This is a genomic window from Amycolatopsis bullii (assembly GCF_014654205.1).
Lineage (GTDB): Bacteria > Actinomycetota > Actinomycetes > Mycobacteriales > Pseudonocardiaceae > Amycolatopsis > Amycolatopsis plumensis.
On record NZ_BNAW01000022.1, the window covers coordinates 69,335 to 84,777 of the forward strand.

Annotated in this window: 16 protein-coding genes; 7 read left to right on the plus strand and 9 right to left on the minus strand. The window is 69.3% G+C overall.

The genetic code is table 11. The annotated features are described in order from the left end of the window. Positions 1–843, plus strand: coding sequence for a MaoC family dehydratase (locus IE317_RS23800; RefSeq protein ID WP_191313548.1), 843 nt, complete (start codon positions 1–3; stop codon positions 841–843). On the opposite strand, the gene IE317_RS23805 is transcribed toward IE317_RS23800, so the two are convergent. Further along, complete coding sequence (locus tag IE317_RS23805) at positions 835–1,491, minus strand: TetR/AcrR family transcriptional regulator (protein WP_043787198.1); 657 nt, start codon at positions 1,489–1,491, stop codon at positions 835–837. The genes IE317_RS23800 and IE317_RS23805 overlap by 9 nt on opposite strands. Before the next feature lie 127 nt (positions 1,492–1,618). Between IE317_RS23805 and IE317_RS23810 the strand changes: the two genes are divergently transcribed. From IE317_RS23810 to IE317_RS23825, 4 genes are all read left to right on the plus strand, one after another. Beyond that, complete coding sequence (locus tag IE317_RS23810; protein WP_191313549.1) at positions 1,619–2,281, plus strand: SCP2 sterol-binding domain-containing protein; 663 nt, start codon at positions 1,619–1,621, stop codon at positions 2,279–2,281. Positions 2,282–2,342: 61 nt separating this feature from the next. Continuing rightward, the gene (locus IE317_RS23815) at positions 2,343–2,894 is read left to right on the plus strand and encodes an SCP2 sterol-binding domain-containing protein (protein WP_191313606.1); all 552 of its coding nucleotides are present in this window, start codon (positions 2,343–2,345) and stop codon (positions 2,892–2,894) included. A gap of 5 nt (positions 2,895–2,899) precedes the next feature. After that, on the plus strand, positions 2,900–3,403 hold the full coding sequence (locus IE317_RS23820) for a SitI3 family protein (protein WP_191313550.1): 504 nt from the start codon (positions 2,900–2,902) through the stop codon (positions 3,401–3,403). Positions 3,404–3,456: 53 nt separating this feature from the next. Beyond that, positions 3,457–4,656: a YDG/SRA domain-containing protein gene (locus IE317_RS23825; RefSeq protein ID WP_191313551.1), complete on the plus strand. Its 1,200-nt coding sequence runs from the start codon at positions 3,457–3,459 to the stop codon at positions 4,654–4,656. Here IE317_RS23825 and IE317_RS23830 read toward each other — a convergent pair. Together IE317_RS23830 and IE317_RS23835 are read right to left on the minus strand one after the other, a co-directional pair. Next, the gene (locus tag IE317_RS23830; protein WP_191313552.1) at positions 4,643–5,110 is read right to left on the minus strand and encodes an FxsA family protein; all 468 of its coding nucleotides are present in this window, start codon (positions 5,108–5,110) and stop codon (positions 4,643–4,645) included. The genes IE317_RS23825 and IE317_RS23830 overlap by 14 nt on opposite strands. A gap of 39 nt (positions 5,111–5,149) precedes the next feature. Continuing rightward, complete coding sequence (locus tag IE317_RS23835) at positions 5,150–5,701, minus strand: TetR/AcrR family transcriptional regulator (RefSeq protein WP_191313553.1); 552 nt, start codon at positions 5,699–5,701, stop codon at positions 5,150–5,152. Between the two features lie 80 nt (positions 5,702–5,781). Here IE317_RS23835 and IE317_RS23840 point away from each other — a divergent pair, with 80 nt between their 5' ends. After that, a complete protein-coding gene (locus IE317_RS23840) occupies positions 5,782–6,678 on the plus strand; it encodes a quinone oxidoreductase family protein (RefSeq protein WP_229902886.1) in 897 nt (298 codons plus the stop codon). Here the strand turns inward: IE317_RS23840 and IE317_RS23845 are convergent. From IE317_RS23845 to pdhA, 5 genes are all read right to left on the minus strand, one after another. Continuing rightward, positions 6,668–8,620, minus strand: coding sequence for an ABC transporter ATP-binding protein (locus IE317_RS23845; RefSeq protein ID WP_191313554.1), 1,953 nt, complete (start codon positions 8,618–8,620; stop codon positions 6,668–6,670). The two genes, IE317_RS23840 and IE317_RS23845, sit on opposite strands and share 11 nt — an antisense overlap. Positions 8,621–8,640: 20 nt before the next feature. Continuing rightward, a complete protein-coding gene (locus tag IE317_RS23850; protein WP_191313608.1) occupies positions 8,641–9,225 on the minus strand; it encodes a TetR/AcrR family transcriptional regulator in 585 nt (194 codons plus the stop codon). A gap of 146 nt (positions 9,226–9,371) precedes the next feature. After that, entirely contained in the window at positions 9,372–10,772 is a 1,401-nt protein-coding gene (locus IE317_RS23855; protein WP_191313555.1) for a dihydrolipoamide acetyltransferase family protein, read from the minus strand. A gap of 16 nt (positions 10,773–10,788) precedes the next feature. Further along, entirely contained in the window at positions 10,789–11,781 is a 993-nt protein-coding gene (locus tag IE317_RS23860; RefSeq protein ID WP_191313556.1) for an alpha-ketoacid dehydrogenase subunit beta, read from the minus strand. Beyond that, positions 11,781–12,986, minus strand: coding sequence for a pyruvate dehydrogenase (acetyl-transferring) E1 component subunit alpha (pdhA, locus tag IE317_RS23865; RefSeq protein WP_191313557.1), 1,206 nt, complete (start codon positions 12,984–12,986; stop codon positions 11,781–11,783). Before pdhA ends, IE317_RS23860 begins: the two co-directional genes overlap by 1 nt. Positions 12,987–13,409: 423 nt before the next feature. Between pdhA and IE317_RS23870 the strand changes: the two genes are divergently transcribed. After that, the gene (locus tag IE317_RS23870) at positions 13,410–14,828 is read left to right on the plus strand and encodes a M20/M25/M40 family metallo-hydrolase (RefSeq protein WP_191313558.1); all 1,419 of its coding nucleotides are present in this window, start codon (positions 13,410–13,412) and stop codon (positions 14,826–14,828) included. Here IE317_RS23870 and IE317_RS23875 read toward each other — a convergent pair. Continuing rightward, entirely contained in the window at positions 14,825–15,385 is a 561-nt protein-coding gene (locus IE317_RS23875) for a TetR/AcrR family transcriptional regulator (protein WP_191313559.1), read from the minus strand. The genes IE317_RS23870 and IE317_RS23875 overlap by 4 nt on opposite strands. Positions 15,386–15,443 lie beyond the last annotated feature (58 nt).

Genomic DNA, 15,443 nt, shown 5'->3' on the forward strand with positions numbered 1-15,443 from the left:
GTGGCGATCCGCGAACTCGACAGCACGCCGAGCCTGGCCACGCTGTACCCGAAGGCCCTGCTCGGCGGGGTCCTGCGCAAGCCGTCCGGGTCCGAGTTGCCGGACACCGAGCTGGTCCGCACCGGCGTCGTCGTCGACCCGGCGCACCTGGCGGCGTACAACACCGTGTGCGGCTTCCGGCTGAGCGACGAGCTGCCGGCGACGTACCCGCACATGCTGGCGTTCCCGCTGCAGATGGCGCTGATGACCGAGCCGGGGTTCCCGTTCCCGCTGCTCGGCATGGTGCACCTGAGCAACCGGATCACCCAGCACCGCGCGCTGCGGGTGAGTGAGCCGCTGACCGTGCGCGTGCGGGCGGAGAACCTGCGTCCGCACGAGAAGGGCCGTCAGTTCGACGTCATCAGCGAGGCCTGGGTCGGTGATCACCTCGTGTGGACCGACGTCAGCACGTACCTGCGTCGGGGTTCTGGTTCCGGGTCTTCCGCGCGACGCGAGCAGCTGGCCCCGCCGACCCCGGATGCGATCTGGCGCGTCCCGGGCGACATCGGGCGGCGCTACGCGGAAGTCTCGGGCGACCGCAACCCGATCCACCTGCACGCGCTGACGGCCCGCCTGTTCGGCTTCCCCCGCGCGATCGCCCACGGCATGTGGACGAAGGCCCACGCGCTGGCCGCGTTCGAAGGCCGGCTGCCGGAGGCGTTCACCGTGGACGTCCGCTTCAAGCAGCCGGTGCTGCTGCCGGCCAAGGCCGCGTTCACGTCCTGGTCCACTTCGGAGGGCTGGGCCTTCGAACTGTGGAGCGGGTCCAAGCCGCACCTGGAGGGGACGATCAGCTCACTCTGACGGCTTCCAGACGGCGCCCTCGATGAGGTCGTTGAAGCCGAGCCAGACGAGGTTCATCAGCCAGGAGGCGAGGACGCCGTCGGAGATGTCGGGGTGGTCGAGGGCCCAGTCGGCCAGCGACTCGGCCCCGCCGACCAGCGACGCGGCCAGCCCTTCGCCGGAGAACTCGGCCTGCTCGCCGACGCCCTTGCGGGTGCCGGCCGAGACGACGAGCGCGGCGACGAGCTGGATCGCGCGCGCCCGCATGTCGGTGATCTCCGCGGCGAAGGCCCCGCCGACGGTGAGGGCCTGGCGGTGCAGGACCGTCCAGGACTCGCGGTACTCGGCGACGAAGCGGTAGAAGGACCGCAGACCGTGCCAGAGCTGCATGTCCGGCGGCAGGTCGGGCTGCACGCCGGCCTGGATGGCCTCGAGCAGGCGCGTCGCCTCGCGGCGGATGCACGCGCCGAAGAGGTCTTCCTTCGAGCCGAGGTAGGTGTAGATCATCGGCTTCGAGACCCCGGCGACGTCGGAGATCTCGTCCATCGACGCGGCGTGGTAGCCGTGCCGCGAGAAGACCTGGACGGCCGCGTCCAGGATCTGCCGCTCGCGTACCGCACGCGGCAGCCGCCTGGCCCGTTCGGGCGGACGCTGATCTTCCTCTGACACGCTCGACCTCCTCGTTGCTGCCCGGAGACGGTACCGGGCGTTGCCCCGCGCGGGTGATTTCGGCACGCTTGCCCGCCTACCTACTGACGGGTAGCCTTACGCATGAGTAACCGGGAGAGGGGTGACCATGGCCGAAAACGCCGGGATGACCAGCGCGGATCGGATCGCGGACCTCCGCGGGGCGGCGCTGCTCGACGCCCTGGAGCGGCTCGACCCGCTGAGCCCGGAGGCCCACGCCCTCGACGTCAACGAGCTCGCCGAAGCCGTGGACGCCGGCGAACTCCGCAAGGACGACTTCAGCCGGTTCTTGAAGGCCCTGCTCGCGCTGGCGTCCCGAGCTCCGGCGTTCGACCTGAGCAAAGTCGAGCCGGCCCGCTTCGCGTCCCTGGTGGCCTCGGCGTCGCGCGCCCAGCTGGAGAGCGTCGTCGCGGACCGGGCCCTGCGCGAGCGCGTCCTGGACGAGATCTTCGCCCGCATGGGCGCCCACATCAGGCCCGACCGAGCCCGCGACCTGCACGCGGTGGTCCACTGGCGCCTGTCCGGCGGCACCGGAGAAGGCGGCTACGACCGCTACGAGACGGCCATTTCGCACGGCTCGTGCACGGTCAGTCGCGAGATGCACTCGCCGGCGAGAGTCACCATCACCATCGCCCCGGCCGACTTTTTCCGGCTCATCACCCACCAAGCAACCCCGGCGGTGTTGTTCGTCACGGGAAGAATCAAGGTAAAAGGCGACCTGGCCTTCGCGGCGGGCTTGATCGGTTTCTTCGACTTACCACACCCCGTATAGTCCGGCCGTGCCCCGAAACGCAAGATGGCGCCGCCCCCGCACTGTTCGCGGTGGTCACGTGGTGAACGCGTTCGCGGAGAAGCTGGTCATCGACCGCCTGACCCCCGCCCAGTTCACCCAGGTGCTGGAAACCCTGCACATGCTGGGTTCCGCGGGGGCGGGCATCGAGCTGAGCTCGTTGTCGACGGACGTCCTGGTGGACGTGGTCCGCCGGGCCTCCCGGGAGCAACTGAAGGCGATCGCTTCGCATCCGGAACTGCGATCGGTGTTCCTGGACGAGATATTCCGCCGAATGTCGGAGCACTTCTCACCGGCCCGGGCCCGTCATGTGGATTTCGTCGTTTCCTGGCGTTTCTCGGAGGGGTCGGGAGAAGATGGCTACGACCGTTTCCAGACAGTGATCGAGGACGGCGTGTGCGTGTCTTCGGCAGACTTGTCGCGGACCCCGGACACAACGATCACGCTCTCGGTGGACGACTTCATCCGGATGGCCACGGGCAATGCAGCGGTAGCGGCGATGTTCGTGACGGGCCGGGTGAAGGTGAAGGGCGAGTACGCCCCGGCGGTGCGGTTCAGCAGCTACTTCGACATCCCGAAGCCATCCGTGGACTAGCTCGAATGGCTATTTCTTACGATCTCGAAATGGCGACATCATCGTCGCCGGAGCAGGTCGCACGCGCTCTGCTCGATGCCGGTCGTCCGTTGCGGCTCTTCGAAGGGTCGGTCACGCCAGAGCAGGTATCCCGCGACGGAGCGGTAACCCCTCTCCGCACGTGGGTCCGGGTCTACGAACGCAACCCCGCGCCTTGGTCACCAGTGGTGACGGACTTGGGAATCACTCCGACGGTGGCCATCGGGTTCGGCATCTACAAACACGACCGGATTCCCGAACAACAGGACGAGCTGGTCCGGCTGGTCACCGGCCTGCTGGACAGGGTCACCGGCGACGCGGTGCTTTCCGGCATGGAAACGATCTGGCTCATCCGCCGCGACGGTGAGTTGATCCTCAACGACCGAGACGACATCTGGCCCGAGAACCGCCTCGCCACACTGCCCCGGCCCTACCGCCGGAAAGCCCTCGCCTTCTCTGAGGTCATGCTCCCTGACTCCGCCGTGGACTAGCTGTTCCGGACTGGTGACAGCAAACTGTCGGTGTCCGCCTTTAGTGTGGATCCATGAGTCTGACCGACGTCCACCAGGAGCACGTCCTCAAAGCCATCGAGGAGTTTGACGACCTCGGACGCGAGGCCTTCCTGGGCAGGTATGGGTCCGCAGCGGCGTCGAGGTACGTCGTCGTGTACCGGGGCAAGCTGTACGACTCAGACGCCTTGGCTCGTTCGGCTCACGGATTTGCGCTGGCGCATTCGCCCCGACCGCCGGCGCTCACCGATGCAAGCCGCGATGTTGCGGCGTATCTGGCCAAACTCGGTTTCTTCTTCCGTGAAGCTCTGGGTAAGCCGGCGAGCAATGCGCGTGTCTACGGCGAAGTCGCTGGGTGTCCGGAAGGCACCACCTTCGCGAGTCGGGCCGAGGTGGCGGCGAGTGGCGTGCACCGCGCCCTGCAAGCTGGCATCACCGGAACCGGTGCGCGGGGTGCTGAGTCGATCGTGTCGTCAGGCGGCTACGAAGACGACGATGACCGCGGGGATGAGCTGATCTACACCGGTCACGGAGGGCGGAACAGCGGCGGTCGGCAGAACGCCGACCAAACGTTCGCGGATCCCGGCAATGCTGCCCTTTTGACGAGCAGAGAAACCGGAGCGCTAGTGCGAGTTGTGCGTGGCGCGGACACGAAGTCTTCCCACGCGCCCAATCAGGGTTACCGCTACGACGGTTTGTTTCGGGTCGAGGACGCAGCGCTGGTGCGGGGCCGAGGTGACTACCTCGTGTGCCGGTTCCAATTGGTCAAAGCCAGTAGTGCCGCTGATGTGAACTTCCCGGTCGGTGACTACTTGCTGCCGTCGGAGCCCAGTCATTCCGTGGGCAACGCCCAACCTGGGCGCAAGGCCGTCATAACGCAACGCATAGTTCGTTCCACGAAGGTCTCTGAGGACGTCAAAAAGTTCTACGACCACACGTGTCAACTCTGCAACACCCGGTTGTCCCTTGGGGATGGCCAGGGCTATTCAGAAGGTGCGCACATCCAGGCTCTCGGTGGCTTGCACCGCGGCCCCGACTTCGCATCCAACGTGCTTTGCCTCTGTCCCAACTGCCACGTGCAGTTCGACCGCGGTGCGGTCGTGATTGCGGAGGACCGCACCGTGCTGCGGGAGGGTGTTCCAGCCGGCAAGTTGCTTGAACTCCCGGGGCACGGGATCAAAGACGAGTACCTGGCGTACCACCGGGACTTGCATTCCGGGGTCAGCCTTCGATGATCCGCCCCTCGATCACCTGCGGCTGGTCCCGCCGCGGCTCATCGGACGACACGACCTCGCTGTCCACCACCATCACCGGCCCCCGCCGCTGGTTGGCGAACCGGACTGCCCGCTTCTCCATCCGCTTCAACCACCACCGCCGCGCCACCGCCCGTGACGGCGGCAGCATCAACAGCAAACCCAGCACGTCCGAAACGAACCCGGGCACCAGGATCAGCACCCCACCCAGCCCGACCAGCATCCCGTCGGTGAGTTCCTTCTCCGCCGGGCGCCCTGAACGGGCTGCGGCCATGAAGGCCCTCATGGCCTTGCCGCCCTCGCGGCGGGCCAGCCACGATCCCAGGACCGCGCCCGCCAGGAGGAGGCCCAGCGTGCCGAGCACGCCGACGGCCGAACCCACCGCCCAGATCGCGGCGATCTCGGCGAAGACGTAAAGCAGGAACGCGACAGCCATACCCCCTACAACGAGCAGCCTGTCCGATTTGCTCCCGGGTCAGCGCAGCAACGTCGTGACCATCGACCGCAGGCCCGTGGCCAGCCGGTCCGTCTCGCCCGTCTTCAAGAACCGCAGCATCAGGTCGCTGTGCAACGACCCCAGCAGCAGGTGCGCCACGAGGTCGGCATCGAGCGAAGGTGACGCCGAGGCGATCAGCCCCGACACGTGCGCGTGCCACGACCGGTACACCGGGCTGTTCAGGCGGTCCGTCGACGCCTGCTCGAACGCCGCCATCACCTTCACGTTGCGGGAAGCCAGCTCCACCACCGCGTCGAAAAAGGCCGCCAAGCGCGAAGCGGGGGGTGCGCCTGGGCCGAGGGGAGGGGGGCCCGAGGTCAACGCGACAGACAACTCCTCGACCCGCGACTCCACCAGCGCGCGCATCAGGCCTTCGCGGTTGCCGAAGCGGTGGAACACCGTGCCCTTGCCCACGCCGGCCGCGGCCGCGACGCGGTCCATCGATACGTCGGCGAGGTCGTGCGTCGACAACAACTCCTCCGTCGCGCGCAGGATCGCGCGGCGGTTGCGGGCCGCGTCCGCGCGTTCCATGACCACTCCTCGACAACTTGACCGACGGTCCATATAGTAGGCGACCGTAAGTTGACCGGTGGTCCAGTTAAGGGGTGGCAATGCGCGCAGTCGTGCAGCACGGCACGGGTGGTCCGGAAGTGCTCGTGGTCGAAGACCGGCCCGAACCGGCGCGGAACCCCGGCGAAGTCCTCGTCCGGACCGAGGCCATCGGCGTGCCGTTCTACGAGACGCAGCTGCGGTCCGGGCTGATCCCGGCCGGGCCGCCGTCGGTCTTCGGGCACGAGGCCGCCGGGATCGTCCTCGACGCCGATGACCCGAACCTGCGCGGGAAGCGGGTCGTCACCATGTCCTACACCGGCGGCGCGTACGCCGAGGTCGTCGCCGCGAGCCAGTACGCGCTCGTGCCCGGCGGCCTCTCGCCCGAGCTGGCCGTCGCCGCTGCCGTTCCGGCCTCGGTGGCGCTCGCCCTCATCAAGACCGCGGACGTCAAAGCAGGCGAAACCGTGCTGGTCGAAGCCGCGTCCGGCGCCATCGGCGGGTTCCTGGCCCGGCTGGCCGAACAGCGAGGCGCCCGGGTCGTCACGACCGCCGGGAACACCGAAGCCGACATCGACCACCGCGACCCGGACTGGCGGCAGCAGGTGCCCGAAGGCATCGACGTCGTCTTCGAGTCGATCGGCGGCCCGCGCGCGGCTGAGCTCACCGCGAAGCTCGCACCGCACGCGCGGATCCTCGCCTACGGCATGCTCAGTGGCGAATTCCCGGTCTTCCCCGTGGCCGGCCTCATCGCCCGCGGGATCACCCTGATCGGCTTCGGCGGGCCCGACGCCTATGGGAAGCGGGTCGCGGCCGACCGCGCCGAGGCGCTCGGCCTCGTCGCGGACGGCACGCTGCCCCCGGTCATCGACCGGACCTACCCCCTCGCCGACGTCGCCGCCGCGCACGCGCGCGTCGAGAGCCGCGAGGGGGTCGGCAAGGTCGTGCTCATCCCTTGACCGGCACCTCGTCCAGGTACGCCTGCGCCTGCAGCGTGAACAAGTCCGCGTACCCGGCCTTAGCCGCCATCAGCTCCTCATGCGTCCCGTACTCCGCAACCTTCCCGCGCTCCAGCAACAGAATCCGCTCCGCCTGCCGAACCGTCGAGAACCGGTGCGAGATGTACAACGTCGTCCGCCCCTCGGACAACTCGCGCAACCGCGAGAACAGGTCGTGCTCGGCCTGCGCGTCCAACGCCGACGTCGGCTCGTCCAGGATCAAGATCGGCGCCTCCCGCTGGAACGCCCGCGCCAGCGCGATCTTCTGCCACTCACCGCCGGACAGCGAGACGCCCTGGTCGAACCAGCGCCCCAGCGGGCTGTCGTAACCGGACGGCAGCCGCTCGATGCGCTCGTCCGCTCCCGCCCGGCGGGCCGAATCCTCGATGTGGGGCCGGTCCTCCAGCCGCGCGAGGTCGCCCAGGCCGATGTTCTCCGCCGCCGTTCCCTGGTACGTCACGTAGTCCTGGAACATCGCGCTGATCCTCGTGCGCAGCTCGTCCGGGTCGTACTCGCGGATGTCCACGCCGTCCAGCAGGATGCGGCCGCCGGTCGGGTCGTACAGCCGGCAGAGGAGCTTGAACAGGGTCGACTTGCCCGCGCCGTTGCGGCCCACCACCGCCACCGTCTCGCCCGGGCGGATCTCGAAGCTGACGTCCTCCAGCGCCGGCTCCTCCGAACCCGGGTACGCGAACGTGACCGAGTCGAACTCGATGTGACCGTCCACAACGGACGGGAACGGCCGAGGTGACGCCGGCGCCGTGATCTCCGGCTTCGTGTCCAGGAACCGGTACAGCGTGTCCAGGTACAGGTTGTTCTCGTACATCCCGGAAAACGCCGTGAACAGCCCGGACACCGACGTCTGCACGGACGTCGCCGCGGCCGTGTACAACGCCAGGTCACCGAGGGTCAGCCGGCCGCCGACCGCCTCCAGGGCGATGTACAGCGCGATCGCCGAACCCGCCAGCGTGCTGAGCAGCCCCCAGGCCGTCGAGCTGATGTTGCGGTTGATCGTCAGCTTCCGCTGCCGCTCGTACGAGACGACGCCGAGCCGGCGGAAGCGGTCGACGAAGTACGGGCCCAGCCCGAACAGCTTCGTCTCCTTGGCGTAGGTGTCCGTCGTGACCAGCGACGACAGGTAGTCCATCCGCCGCTTGATCGGCGACATCAGGAACGTCAGCCAGAACGCGCGCGAGCCGTACTTGGACTGCGAGATGAACGCCGGGATCGGCGCCACCAGCGCGACCAGCGCCAGCAGCGGGCTGATCGAAACGAGCAGCGCGATCATGCTGCCGAACGTGATCAGCGTCCGCACGAGCCCCAGCGCGGAGTTCATCATCGACAGCGGCCGCGTCGGGGCCTCCTGCGCGGCCTGGCGCAGCATGTCGTAGGACGCGGACCCCTCGAAGTACGCCAGGTGCAGCTCGCTCGCGTGCGCCATCACCTGGTGGCGGATGGTCAGCGTCATGCGCTCCTGCAGCAGCGACTGCGCGATCGACGTCAGCGCGCTGCTGATCGCGGTCGCGGCGAGCACGCCGAACTGGAACAGCGCGACGTTGACGATGTCGCCCGTGGTCCCCTTGCCCTGGATGGCCGCGACGACGGAGTCGAGGAGCAGCTTCGCGACGTACGCGGTCACGGTCGGCAGGAGCCCCGACAGCAGCGTGATCAGCGCCAGGAGGATCGTCAGGACCGGGCTGGCCTGCCACGTCAGCTTCACGACCTTCGGCAGGCCGCGGACCGTGCCCGCGACGGACGTCTTCGCGCGCCGCAGCCGGGAGCGCAGGTCCTTCGGCTGGTCGTCCTGCTTCGGTTCGGGGATGTCGACGGGCCCGGTGAGCCCGCTCTCCGGCACGGTCACGGCGTGCCGCCGCCGTCCTCGCCGAGCCAGCATGAACTCCATGCCGCCCCCACCGCCCGGGATCACTCGGCCTCCACGGCGCCGTGCAGGAAGACGTCGACCACCTGGCGCGTGGTGGGGGCGTCGTCGATCGGGGCCATCCGGCGGCCGCCGAACAGCAGGGTCAGGAACAGCGCGGCGAGCTGCTCGGGGGACAGCCGCAGCCGGTCTTTTTCGGGTTCGAACAGTTCGGTGATCGCGCCCCGCATCGCGGCCATCGACTCGCTGCGGCCGCCCTTCATCGTGCGGTTCTTCAGGCGCTGCTCCGGGTCGCGGTGCTTGACGCGGCCGGACGCGTGCAGGGCGCCCATCAGCGCCCCCATCCGCTCGAAGTGGGCGCCGAGCGCTTCGGCGGCCTCGACGAGCCGGTCCGCCAGAGGCTGGTCGATGGGGATCTCGGCGATCGCGTCGAGGACGTGGTCGGGGCGCAGCACCTCGGCGGTGCAGGCGTCGATCAGCTCGTCCTTGTCCTTGAACGCGCGGAAGATGGTGCCCTCGCCGATGCCGGCGGCGCGGGCGATCTGGCTGGTCGTGACGCCTGTGCCGTGCTCCATCAGGAGCGGCAGCACCGCGTGCACGATCATGCTGCGCCGGTCTTCGGCGCTCATGCTCGGCGCTCTGCGCCGGGTCTCGGGTGCTGGTGTCATGGCACCAGTGTGCGGAGTGAGTGCTCACTCCGTCAAACGAATACGCCGACGGCGAAAACAGCGAGGGCCGCCCCGGTACTCCGGGACGGCCCTCCACCTGCGGAACTTCAGTAGGTCATGGCCATCGCCGGGTCGGCCAGCAGCGCGCCGACGTCGGCCAGGAACTCCGAGCCCTGCTGGCCGTCGACCACGCGGTGGTCGAAGCTCAGCGACAGCTGGAGCACCTTGCGGACCTTGATCTCGCCGTCCACCACCCACGGCTGGTCCTTGATCGCGCCGAGGCACAGGATCGCGGACTCGCCCGGGTTGATGATCGGCGTTCCGGTGTCGACGCCGAACACGCCCACGTTCGTAATCGTGATCGTGCCGTTCGCCATGTCCGCCGGGGACGTCTTGCCCTCGCGGGCCGTGTCGGTCAGGGCCGTCAGGGCCTGAGCCAGCTCCTTCAGCGACATCGAATCGGCGTCGCGGACCTTCGGCACGATCAGGCCGCGCGGCGTGGCCGCGGCGATCCCGAGGTGCACGTAGTCCTTGTAGACGATCTCCTGCGCCTGTTCGTCCCAGACCGCGTTGACGTCCGGCGTCCGCTTCGCCGCCAGGCACACGGCCTTCGCGGCGAACGTCAGCGGCGTGACCTTGACCCCGGCGAACTCCCGCGACTTCTTCAGCTTCTCGCGGAACTCCATCATCGGCGTGACGTCGATGGTCAGGAACTCCGTGACGTGCGGAGCGGTGTACGCGCTCTGCACCATCGCGGCCGCGGTCATCTTCCGGACGCCCTTGATCGGCACGCGCCGCTCCCGGGTGGCCGGGTCGTACCCGGAGTCCACGGTGGATGCGACCGCGGCGGCCGGGGCCGAGCCGTTGGCCGCCTGCTCGACGTCCTGGCGGGTGATCACGCCGCCCTCGGCGGTGCCGGTCAGCGCGTGCAGGTCGACGCCGAGGTCCTTCGCGAGCTTCCGCACCGGCGGCTTGGCCAGCGGGACGTACCCACCGCGCGGAGCCGTGACCGGGGCCGGAGCAGGCGCCGGAGGAGCGGCGACAGCAGCCGCCGGAGCCGGAGCCGCCGGAGCCGGAGCCGCCGGAGCCGGAGCCGCCGGAGCCGGAGCCGCCGGAGCCGGAGCCGCCGGAGCGGCACCCTTGCGGGCCCGCCGCTGCGTGACCACGGCCTTAGAGCCGTACCCGACCAGCGGCTTCATCTCCTCTTCCGCCTCGGCGGGAGCGGGAGCGGCGGCCGCCGGAGCAGGCGCGGCCGCACCACCGGGGTCGACGTCGATGGTGAGGATCGGCGTGCCGACCTCCACCGTCTGCCCCGGCTCGACGTGCAGCTCCGTGACGACCCCGGCCCACGGGATCGGCAGCTCGACGGCGGCCTTCGCGGTCTCGATCTCGACCACGATCTGGTTCACCGTCACCGTGTCGCCCGGCTGGACGTGCCAGTTCAGGATGTCGGCTTCGGTCAGCCCCTCCGCCGTGTCGGCCAGGGGGAATTGTTTGTACGTGGGCATTGCGCGGAAATCCCCCTTACCAGGCGAGCGAACGGTCGACGGCGTGCAGCACCCGGTCCAGGTCGGGGAGGTAGTGCTCCTCGAGCTTGGCCGGCGGGTACGGCGTGTCGAACCCGGTCACCCGGAGGACGGGCGCCTCCAGCGAGTAGAAGCACTCCTGCTGGACGCGCGCGGCGATCTCCGACGTCAGCGACGACTCCGACGGCGCCTCCGACAGCGCGATCAGCCGTCCGGTCTTGCGCACCGACTCGAACACCGGCCCGAGGTCCAGCGGCGAGAGCGTGCGCAGGTCGATGACCTCGAGGGACTTGCCTTCGTCCTCGGCCGCGGCGGCCGCGTCGAGGGCGACCTTCACCGACGGGCCGTACGCGACGACCGTCGCCGTCGTGCCTTCGCGGACGACCTGCGACGAGAACACCTGCGCCGGCGTGCCGGTGACGTCGATTTCGGCCCGCAGCGCACCCGAGTGGTACAGCCGCTTCGGCTCGAAGAACAGCACCGGGTCATCGGACCTGATCGCCTGCTGGATGCCCCAATAGGCGTCGACGGCGTTCGAAATGGACACGACCTTGAGGCCCGGGATGTGCGCGAACAGCGACTCCGGCGACTCCGAGTGGTGCTCGACCGCGCCGATCCCGCCGCCGAACGGCACCCGGATCACGACGGGCATCTTGACCTTGCCCTGCGTCCGGTAGTGCAGCTTCGCCAGCTGCGAGGAGATCTGGTCGAAGCCGGGGAAGATGAAGCCCTCGAACTGGATCTCGCACACCGGCCGGAAGCCGCGCACGGCCAGCCCGACCGCGGTGCCGATGATGCCCGACTCCGCGAGCGGCGTGTCCAGCACGCGCTGCTCGCCGAAGTCCTTCTGCAGGCCGTCGGTGATCCGGAAGACGCCGCCGAGCTTGCCGACGTCCTCCCCCATGATCAGGACCTTCGGGTCTTCTTCCATCGCGCGGCGGAGGCCGAGGTTGAGGGCCTTGCCGATGGTGAGTTTCTGGAGGTCGGACATCAGTGCTCACCCGCCGATACGAAGCCGTCGAGGTAGGACAGGAACTCTTCGCGCTGCGCGTCCAGCACCGGGTTGCCCTCGGCGTAGACGTTGCTGAAGATCCGCTCCGGGGGTGGCTCCGGCATGTTGAACGTGTACTCGCGCAGGTCGGCGGCGAAACTGTCGGCCTCGGCCTGGACGCTGTCGAAGAAGTCGTGGTCGGCGTAGCCGTTGCGGGCCAGGTAGGCGCGGACGCGCTCGATCGGGTCCTTGAGCTTCCACTCCTCCAGCTCGTCGGAGAGCCGGTAACGGGTGGGGTCGTCGGTCGTCGTGTGCGCGTCCATCCGGTAGGTGAACGCCTCGATCAGCACCGGGCCGTTGCCGTGGCGGCACTCGTCGAGCGCCCAGCGCGACACCGCCAAGCAGGCCAGGACGTCGTTGCCGTCGACGCGGATGCCGGGGAAGCCGTAGCCGCGGGCGCGCTGGTACAGCGGCAGGCGCGACTGGCGCTCAGTCGGCTCGGAGATCGCCCACTGGTTGTTCTGGCAGAAGAACACCAGCGGCGCGTCGTAGACGGCGGCCCAGACGAATCCTTCGTGGACGTCACCCTGCGAAGTGGCGCCGTCGCCGAAGTAGACGATGGTGGCTTCGCCGTCGTCGTCACCGACCTTGCCCTCGAACTTCTGCCCCATCGCGTAACCGGCGGCGTTGAGCACCTGGTTGCCGATCACGATGGTGTACGGGTGGAAGCCGTGGCCCTGGTAGTCCCAGCCGCTGTGGTCGGTGCACCGGAAGATGCCCAGCAGGTCCTTCATGTCGACCCCGCGCGCGTACGCGACGCCGTGCTCGCGGTAGCTGGGGAACGCCATGTCGTTCTTCTTCAGCGCCCGGCCGGAGCCGATCTGCGCGGCTTCCTGGCCGAGCAGCGGGACCCAGATGCCGAGCTGGCCCTGGCGCTGCATGGCGTTGGCCTCGCGGTCCGCCCGCCGCACCAGCACCATGTCGCGGTACAGGCCGCGCAGCGCTTCGGCGTCGACGTCCTCGACGTACTTGTCGAACTGGGGCGAGGGGACCCGTTCGCCTTCGGGGGTGAGCAGCTGAGTCAGCTCAGCGCCACCTTCGCTGGTTGCCCGCAATCCGGCGATCACCTGCTCGGGGGACGGCTGGGCCGCTACGGCGGCCGGCCCGTCTCCGGGCTCCGGGTGCGTCCACTGTTCGGACGGCATGCGCAGTACTCCTCGGTGTCGGTGCCTCTGGCGGCCGCTTGTGGCGACCACAGCGACTGCACCGGCGGGGACCAGCGCATCGGGTCCGAAGCGCTCGGTCACCGTCGGCGTTGACGGTTCACGCCGACATCCTGGCACGAAGGTCACCGCTTTGGTGAGACGCGGTTGCTGATTTGTTGCTGAGAAATAGGCTCTGAACTGGGAAAACGTTAGGAAGCCCGAGCATCGGACCTACGAGAGTAGGGAATCGACGCGCGCGCTCACCAGGCGTGGCGCCCTCGGGTGATCACGCGATCACGCTCGCCGGTGACGACGCTGTGATGTCTCGCACTGTCGGACCACCTGCGGCTTTTCCGGGGGTCCGGGTGGCGAAGCCCCCGGCTCGGGGCGAAGCCCCGGTTGTCACAGTGGCACGATGGCCGCGTGGAGCAGAAATCCGTGCGTGAATCCGTAGTGGCGTCGTGGACCGGCGACGTCATCCCGAGCCTGTCCGGACTGGTGGCGATCCCCGCCTTGTCCCCGGCCTTCGACGCCGACTGGGCGAAGAGCGGCCACCTCGCCGCCGCCGTCGAGCACGTCCGAGCGTGGATCGCCGGGCGCGACCTGCCCGGCGCGAGCTTGGAGGTCGTGCAGCTCGAAGGCCGGACTCCGCTGTTGCTCGTCGACGTCCCGGCGACCCCGGGCGCGGCGGACAAGGGCACCGTCCTGATGTACGGCCACCTCGACAAGCAGCCCCCGGTCGGCGGCTGGTCCGAAGGCCTCGGCCCCTGGACGCCGGTGATCCGCGACGGCCGGCTGTACGGCCGTGGCTCGGTCGACGACGGCTACTCCGGCTACGCGGCGACAACGGCGATCGAGGCCGTGCACGCGGCCGGCGGCGAGCACGCCCGCATCGTGCTGCTGCTGGAGACCGGCGAGGAGTCCGGCAGCCCTGACCTGCCCGCCTACGTCGAGCACCTGGCCGACCGCATCGGCGAGGTCTCGCTGGTGATCTGCCTCGACGCCGGCGGCAGCGACTACGAGCGGTTGTGGCTGGTCACGAGCCTGCGCGGGATGCTGCACCTCGACGTCGCCGTGCAGCTGCTCGGCGCGGCCCAGCACTCGGGCATCGCGTCCGGTGTGGTCGCGAGCTCGTTCCGGATCCTGCGGCACCTGATCGAACGCCTCGAGGACAGCGCGACCGGCGAACTGCTGCTCGACGAGCTCAAGGTCGACGTCCCGGCGAACCGGCTCTCGGAGCTCAAGGCCGTCTCGGAGGAGTTCCCGGAGGCGCTGTCGAAGGCGTTCCCGCTGGTCGAAGGCGGCCGCGTGATCACCGAGGACGCGCTGGAGCTGATGCTCAACAACGCGTGGCGGCCGACGCTGTCGGTGATCGGCGCCGACGGCTTCCCGAAGCCGGCCGACGCCGGCAACGTCCTGCGTGAGAGCACCACCCTGACGCTGAGCTTCCGCCTCCCGCCGACGGCCGACGCCGAGAAGGCGCTCGAAGCCGTGAAGCGCGCCCTGACCACCGACGTGCCCTATGGCGCGAAGGTCACGCTCGGCGCACCCCAGGCGGAGAACGGCTGGAACGCACCGGCCGAATCGCCGTGGCTGACGACGGCCTTGCGCACGGTCGGCGACGAGGTCTTCGGCCGCCCCCACCGCGCGACCGGCATGGGCGGCTCGATCCCGTTCATGGGCCTGCTCTCCCGGAAGTACCCGGACGCGCAGTTCCTGGTCACCGGCGCGTGCGGGGCCGACTCGAACATCCACGTGCCGGACGAGTGGCTGCACCTGGAGTACGCGCAGCAGGTCACCGAGGCCGTCGCGCACATCCTGGACGCGCACGCCCGCGGCTAGCGGCAGGCTTCCCGGAATGCCGAGGCGGCCTCGTCGAGGCAGGCCGGGAAGCTCCTTCCGCCGTCGGAGTCGATCCAGCGGTCGAACGCGTCGCCGAAGACGATCGCCGCCACCTGCGCCGCCGGTCTCGCCAGCTCGGGAGCGGTGCCCCGCCGTTCGAGGGCGTCCTGCATCGCGGTGGTGATCGCCGCGGCCTTGCTGCGTTCGCGTTCGCGCAGCTCGGGCGTGGCGGCGATGATGGCGCGGCGTTCGGGCGAGGGGTCGACGACCTGCGTGATCCGCGTGCCGACGTCGGCCAGCGCGGCGAGGATCGTGCGCAAAGGTGACTCGCCTTCTTCGGCGGCGAGCACGGCTTCGGCGACCGCGGGCGGCAGTTGTTCCGCGCCCGCGAAGAGGACTTCGCGCTTGTCGGGGAAGTAGCGGAAGTACGAGCGGCGCGTGATCCCGGCGCGCTCGGCGATCTGCGTGATCGTCACGGCGTCGTAGCCGTGTTCGGCGTACAGCTCCAGCGCGGCTTTCCGCAGCCGGTCCGCGGTCCCGGGATCCCATCTGGCCACGCCCCAGCCTAACTGATGTCTCAGTGTGTCATCACATGCTAGCCTCGATGATGACACA

Excerpts from the sequence above, each read along its gene's own strand:
- IE317_RS23835 (WP_191313553.1), bottom strand. The coding sequence starts at position 5,701 with ATGGAACGCGCGGACGCGGCCCGCAACCGCCGCGCGATCCTGCGCGCG.
- IE317_RS23845 (WP_191313554.1), bottom strand. The coding sequence starts at position 8,620 with ATGGAGTTCATGCTGGCTCGGCGAGGACGGCGGCGGCACGCCGTGACC.
- IE317_RS23850 (WP_191313608.1), bottom strand. The coding sequence starts at position 9,225 with ATGAGCGCCGAAGACCGGCGCAGCATGATCGTGCACGCGGTGCTGCCG.
- pdhA (WP_191313557.1), bottom strand. The coding sequence starts at position 12,986 with ATGCCGTCCGAACAGTGGACGCACCCGGAGCCCGGAGACGGGCCGGCC.
- IE317_RS23840 (WP_229902886.1), top strand. The coding sequence starts at position 5,782 with ATGCGCGCAGTCGTGCAGCACGGCACGGGTGGTCCGGAAGTGCTCGTG.
- IE317_RS23830 (WP_191313552.1), bottom strand. The coding sequence starts at position 5,110 with ATGGCTGTCGCGTTCCTGCTTTACGTCTTCGCCGAGATCGCCGCGATC.
- IE317_RS23820 (WP_191313550.1), top strand. The coding sequence starts at position 2,900 with ATGGCTATTTCTTACGATCTCGAAATGGCGACATCATCGTCGCCGGAG.
- IE317_RS23860 (WP_191313556.1), bottom strand. The coding sequence starts at position 11,781 with ATGTCCGACCTCCAGAAACTCACCATCGGCAAGGCCCTCAACCTCGGC.
- IE317_RS23855 (WP_191313555.1), bottom strand. The coding sequence starts at position 10,772 with ATGCCCACGTACAAACAATTCCCCCTGGCCGACACGGCGGAGGGGCTG.
- IE317_RS23810 (WP_191313549.1), top strand. The coding sequence starts at position 1,619 with ATGGCCGAAAACGCCGGGATGACCAGCGCGGATCGGATCGCGGACCTC.
- IE317_RS23825 (WP_191313551.1), top strand. The coding sequence starts at position 3,457 with ATGAGTCTGACCGACGTCCACCAGGAGCACGTCCTCAAAGCCATCGAG.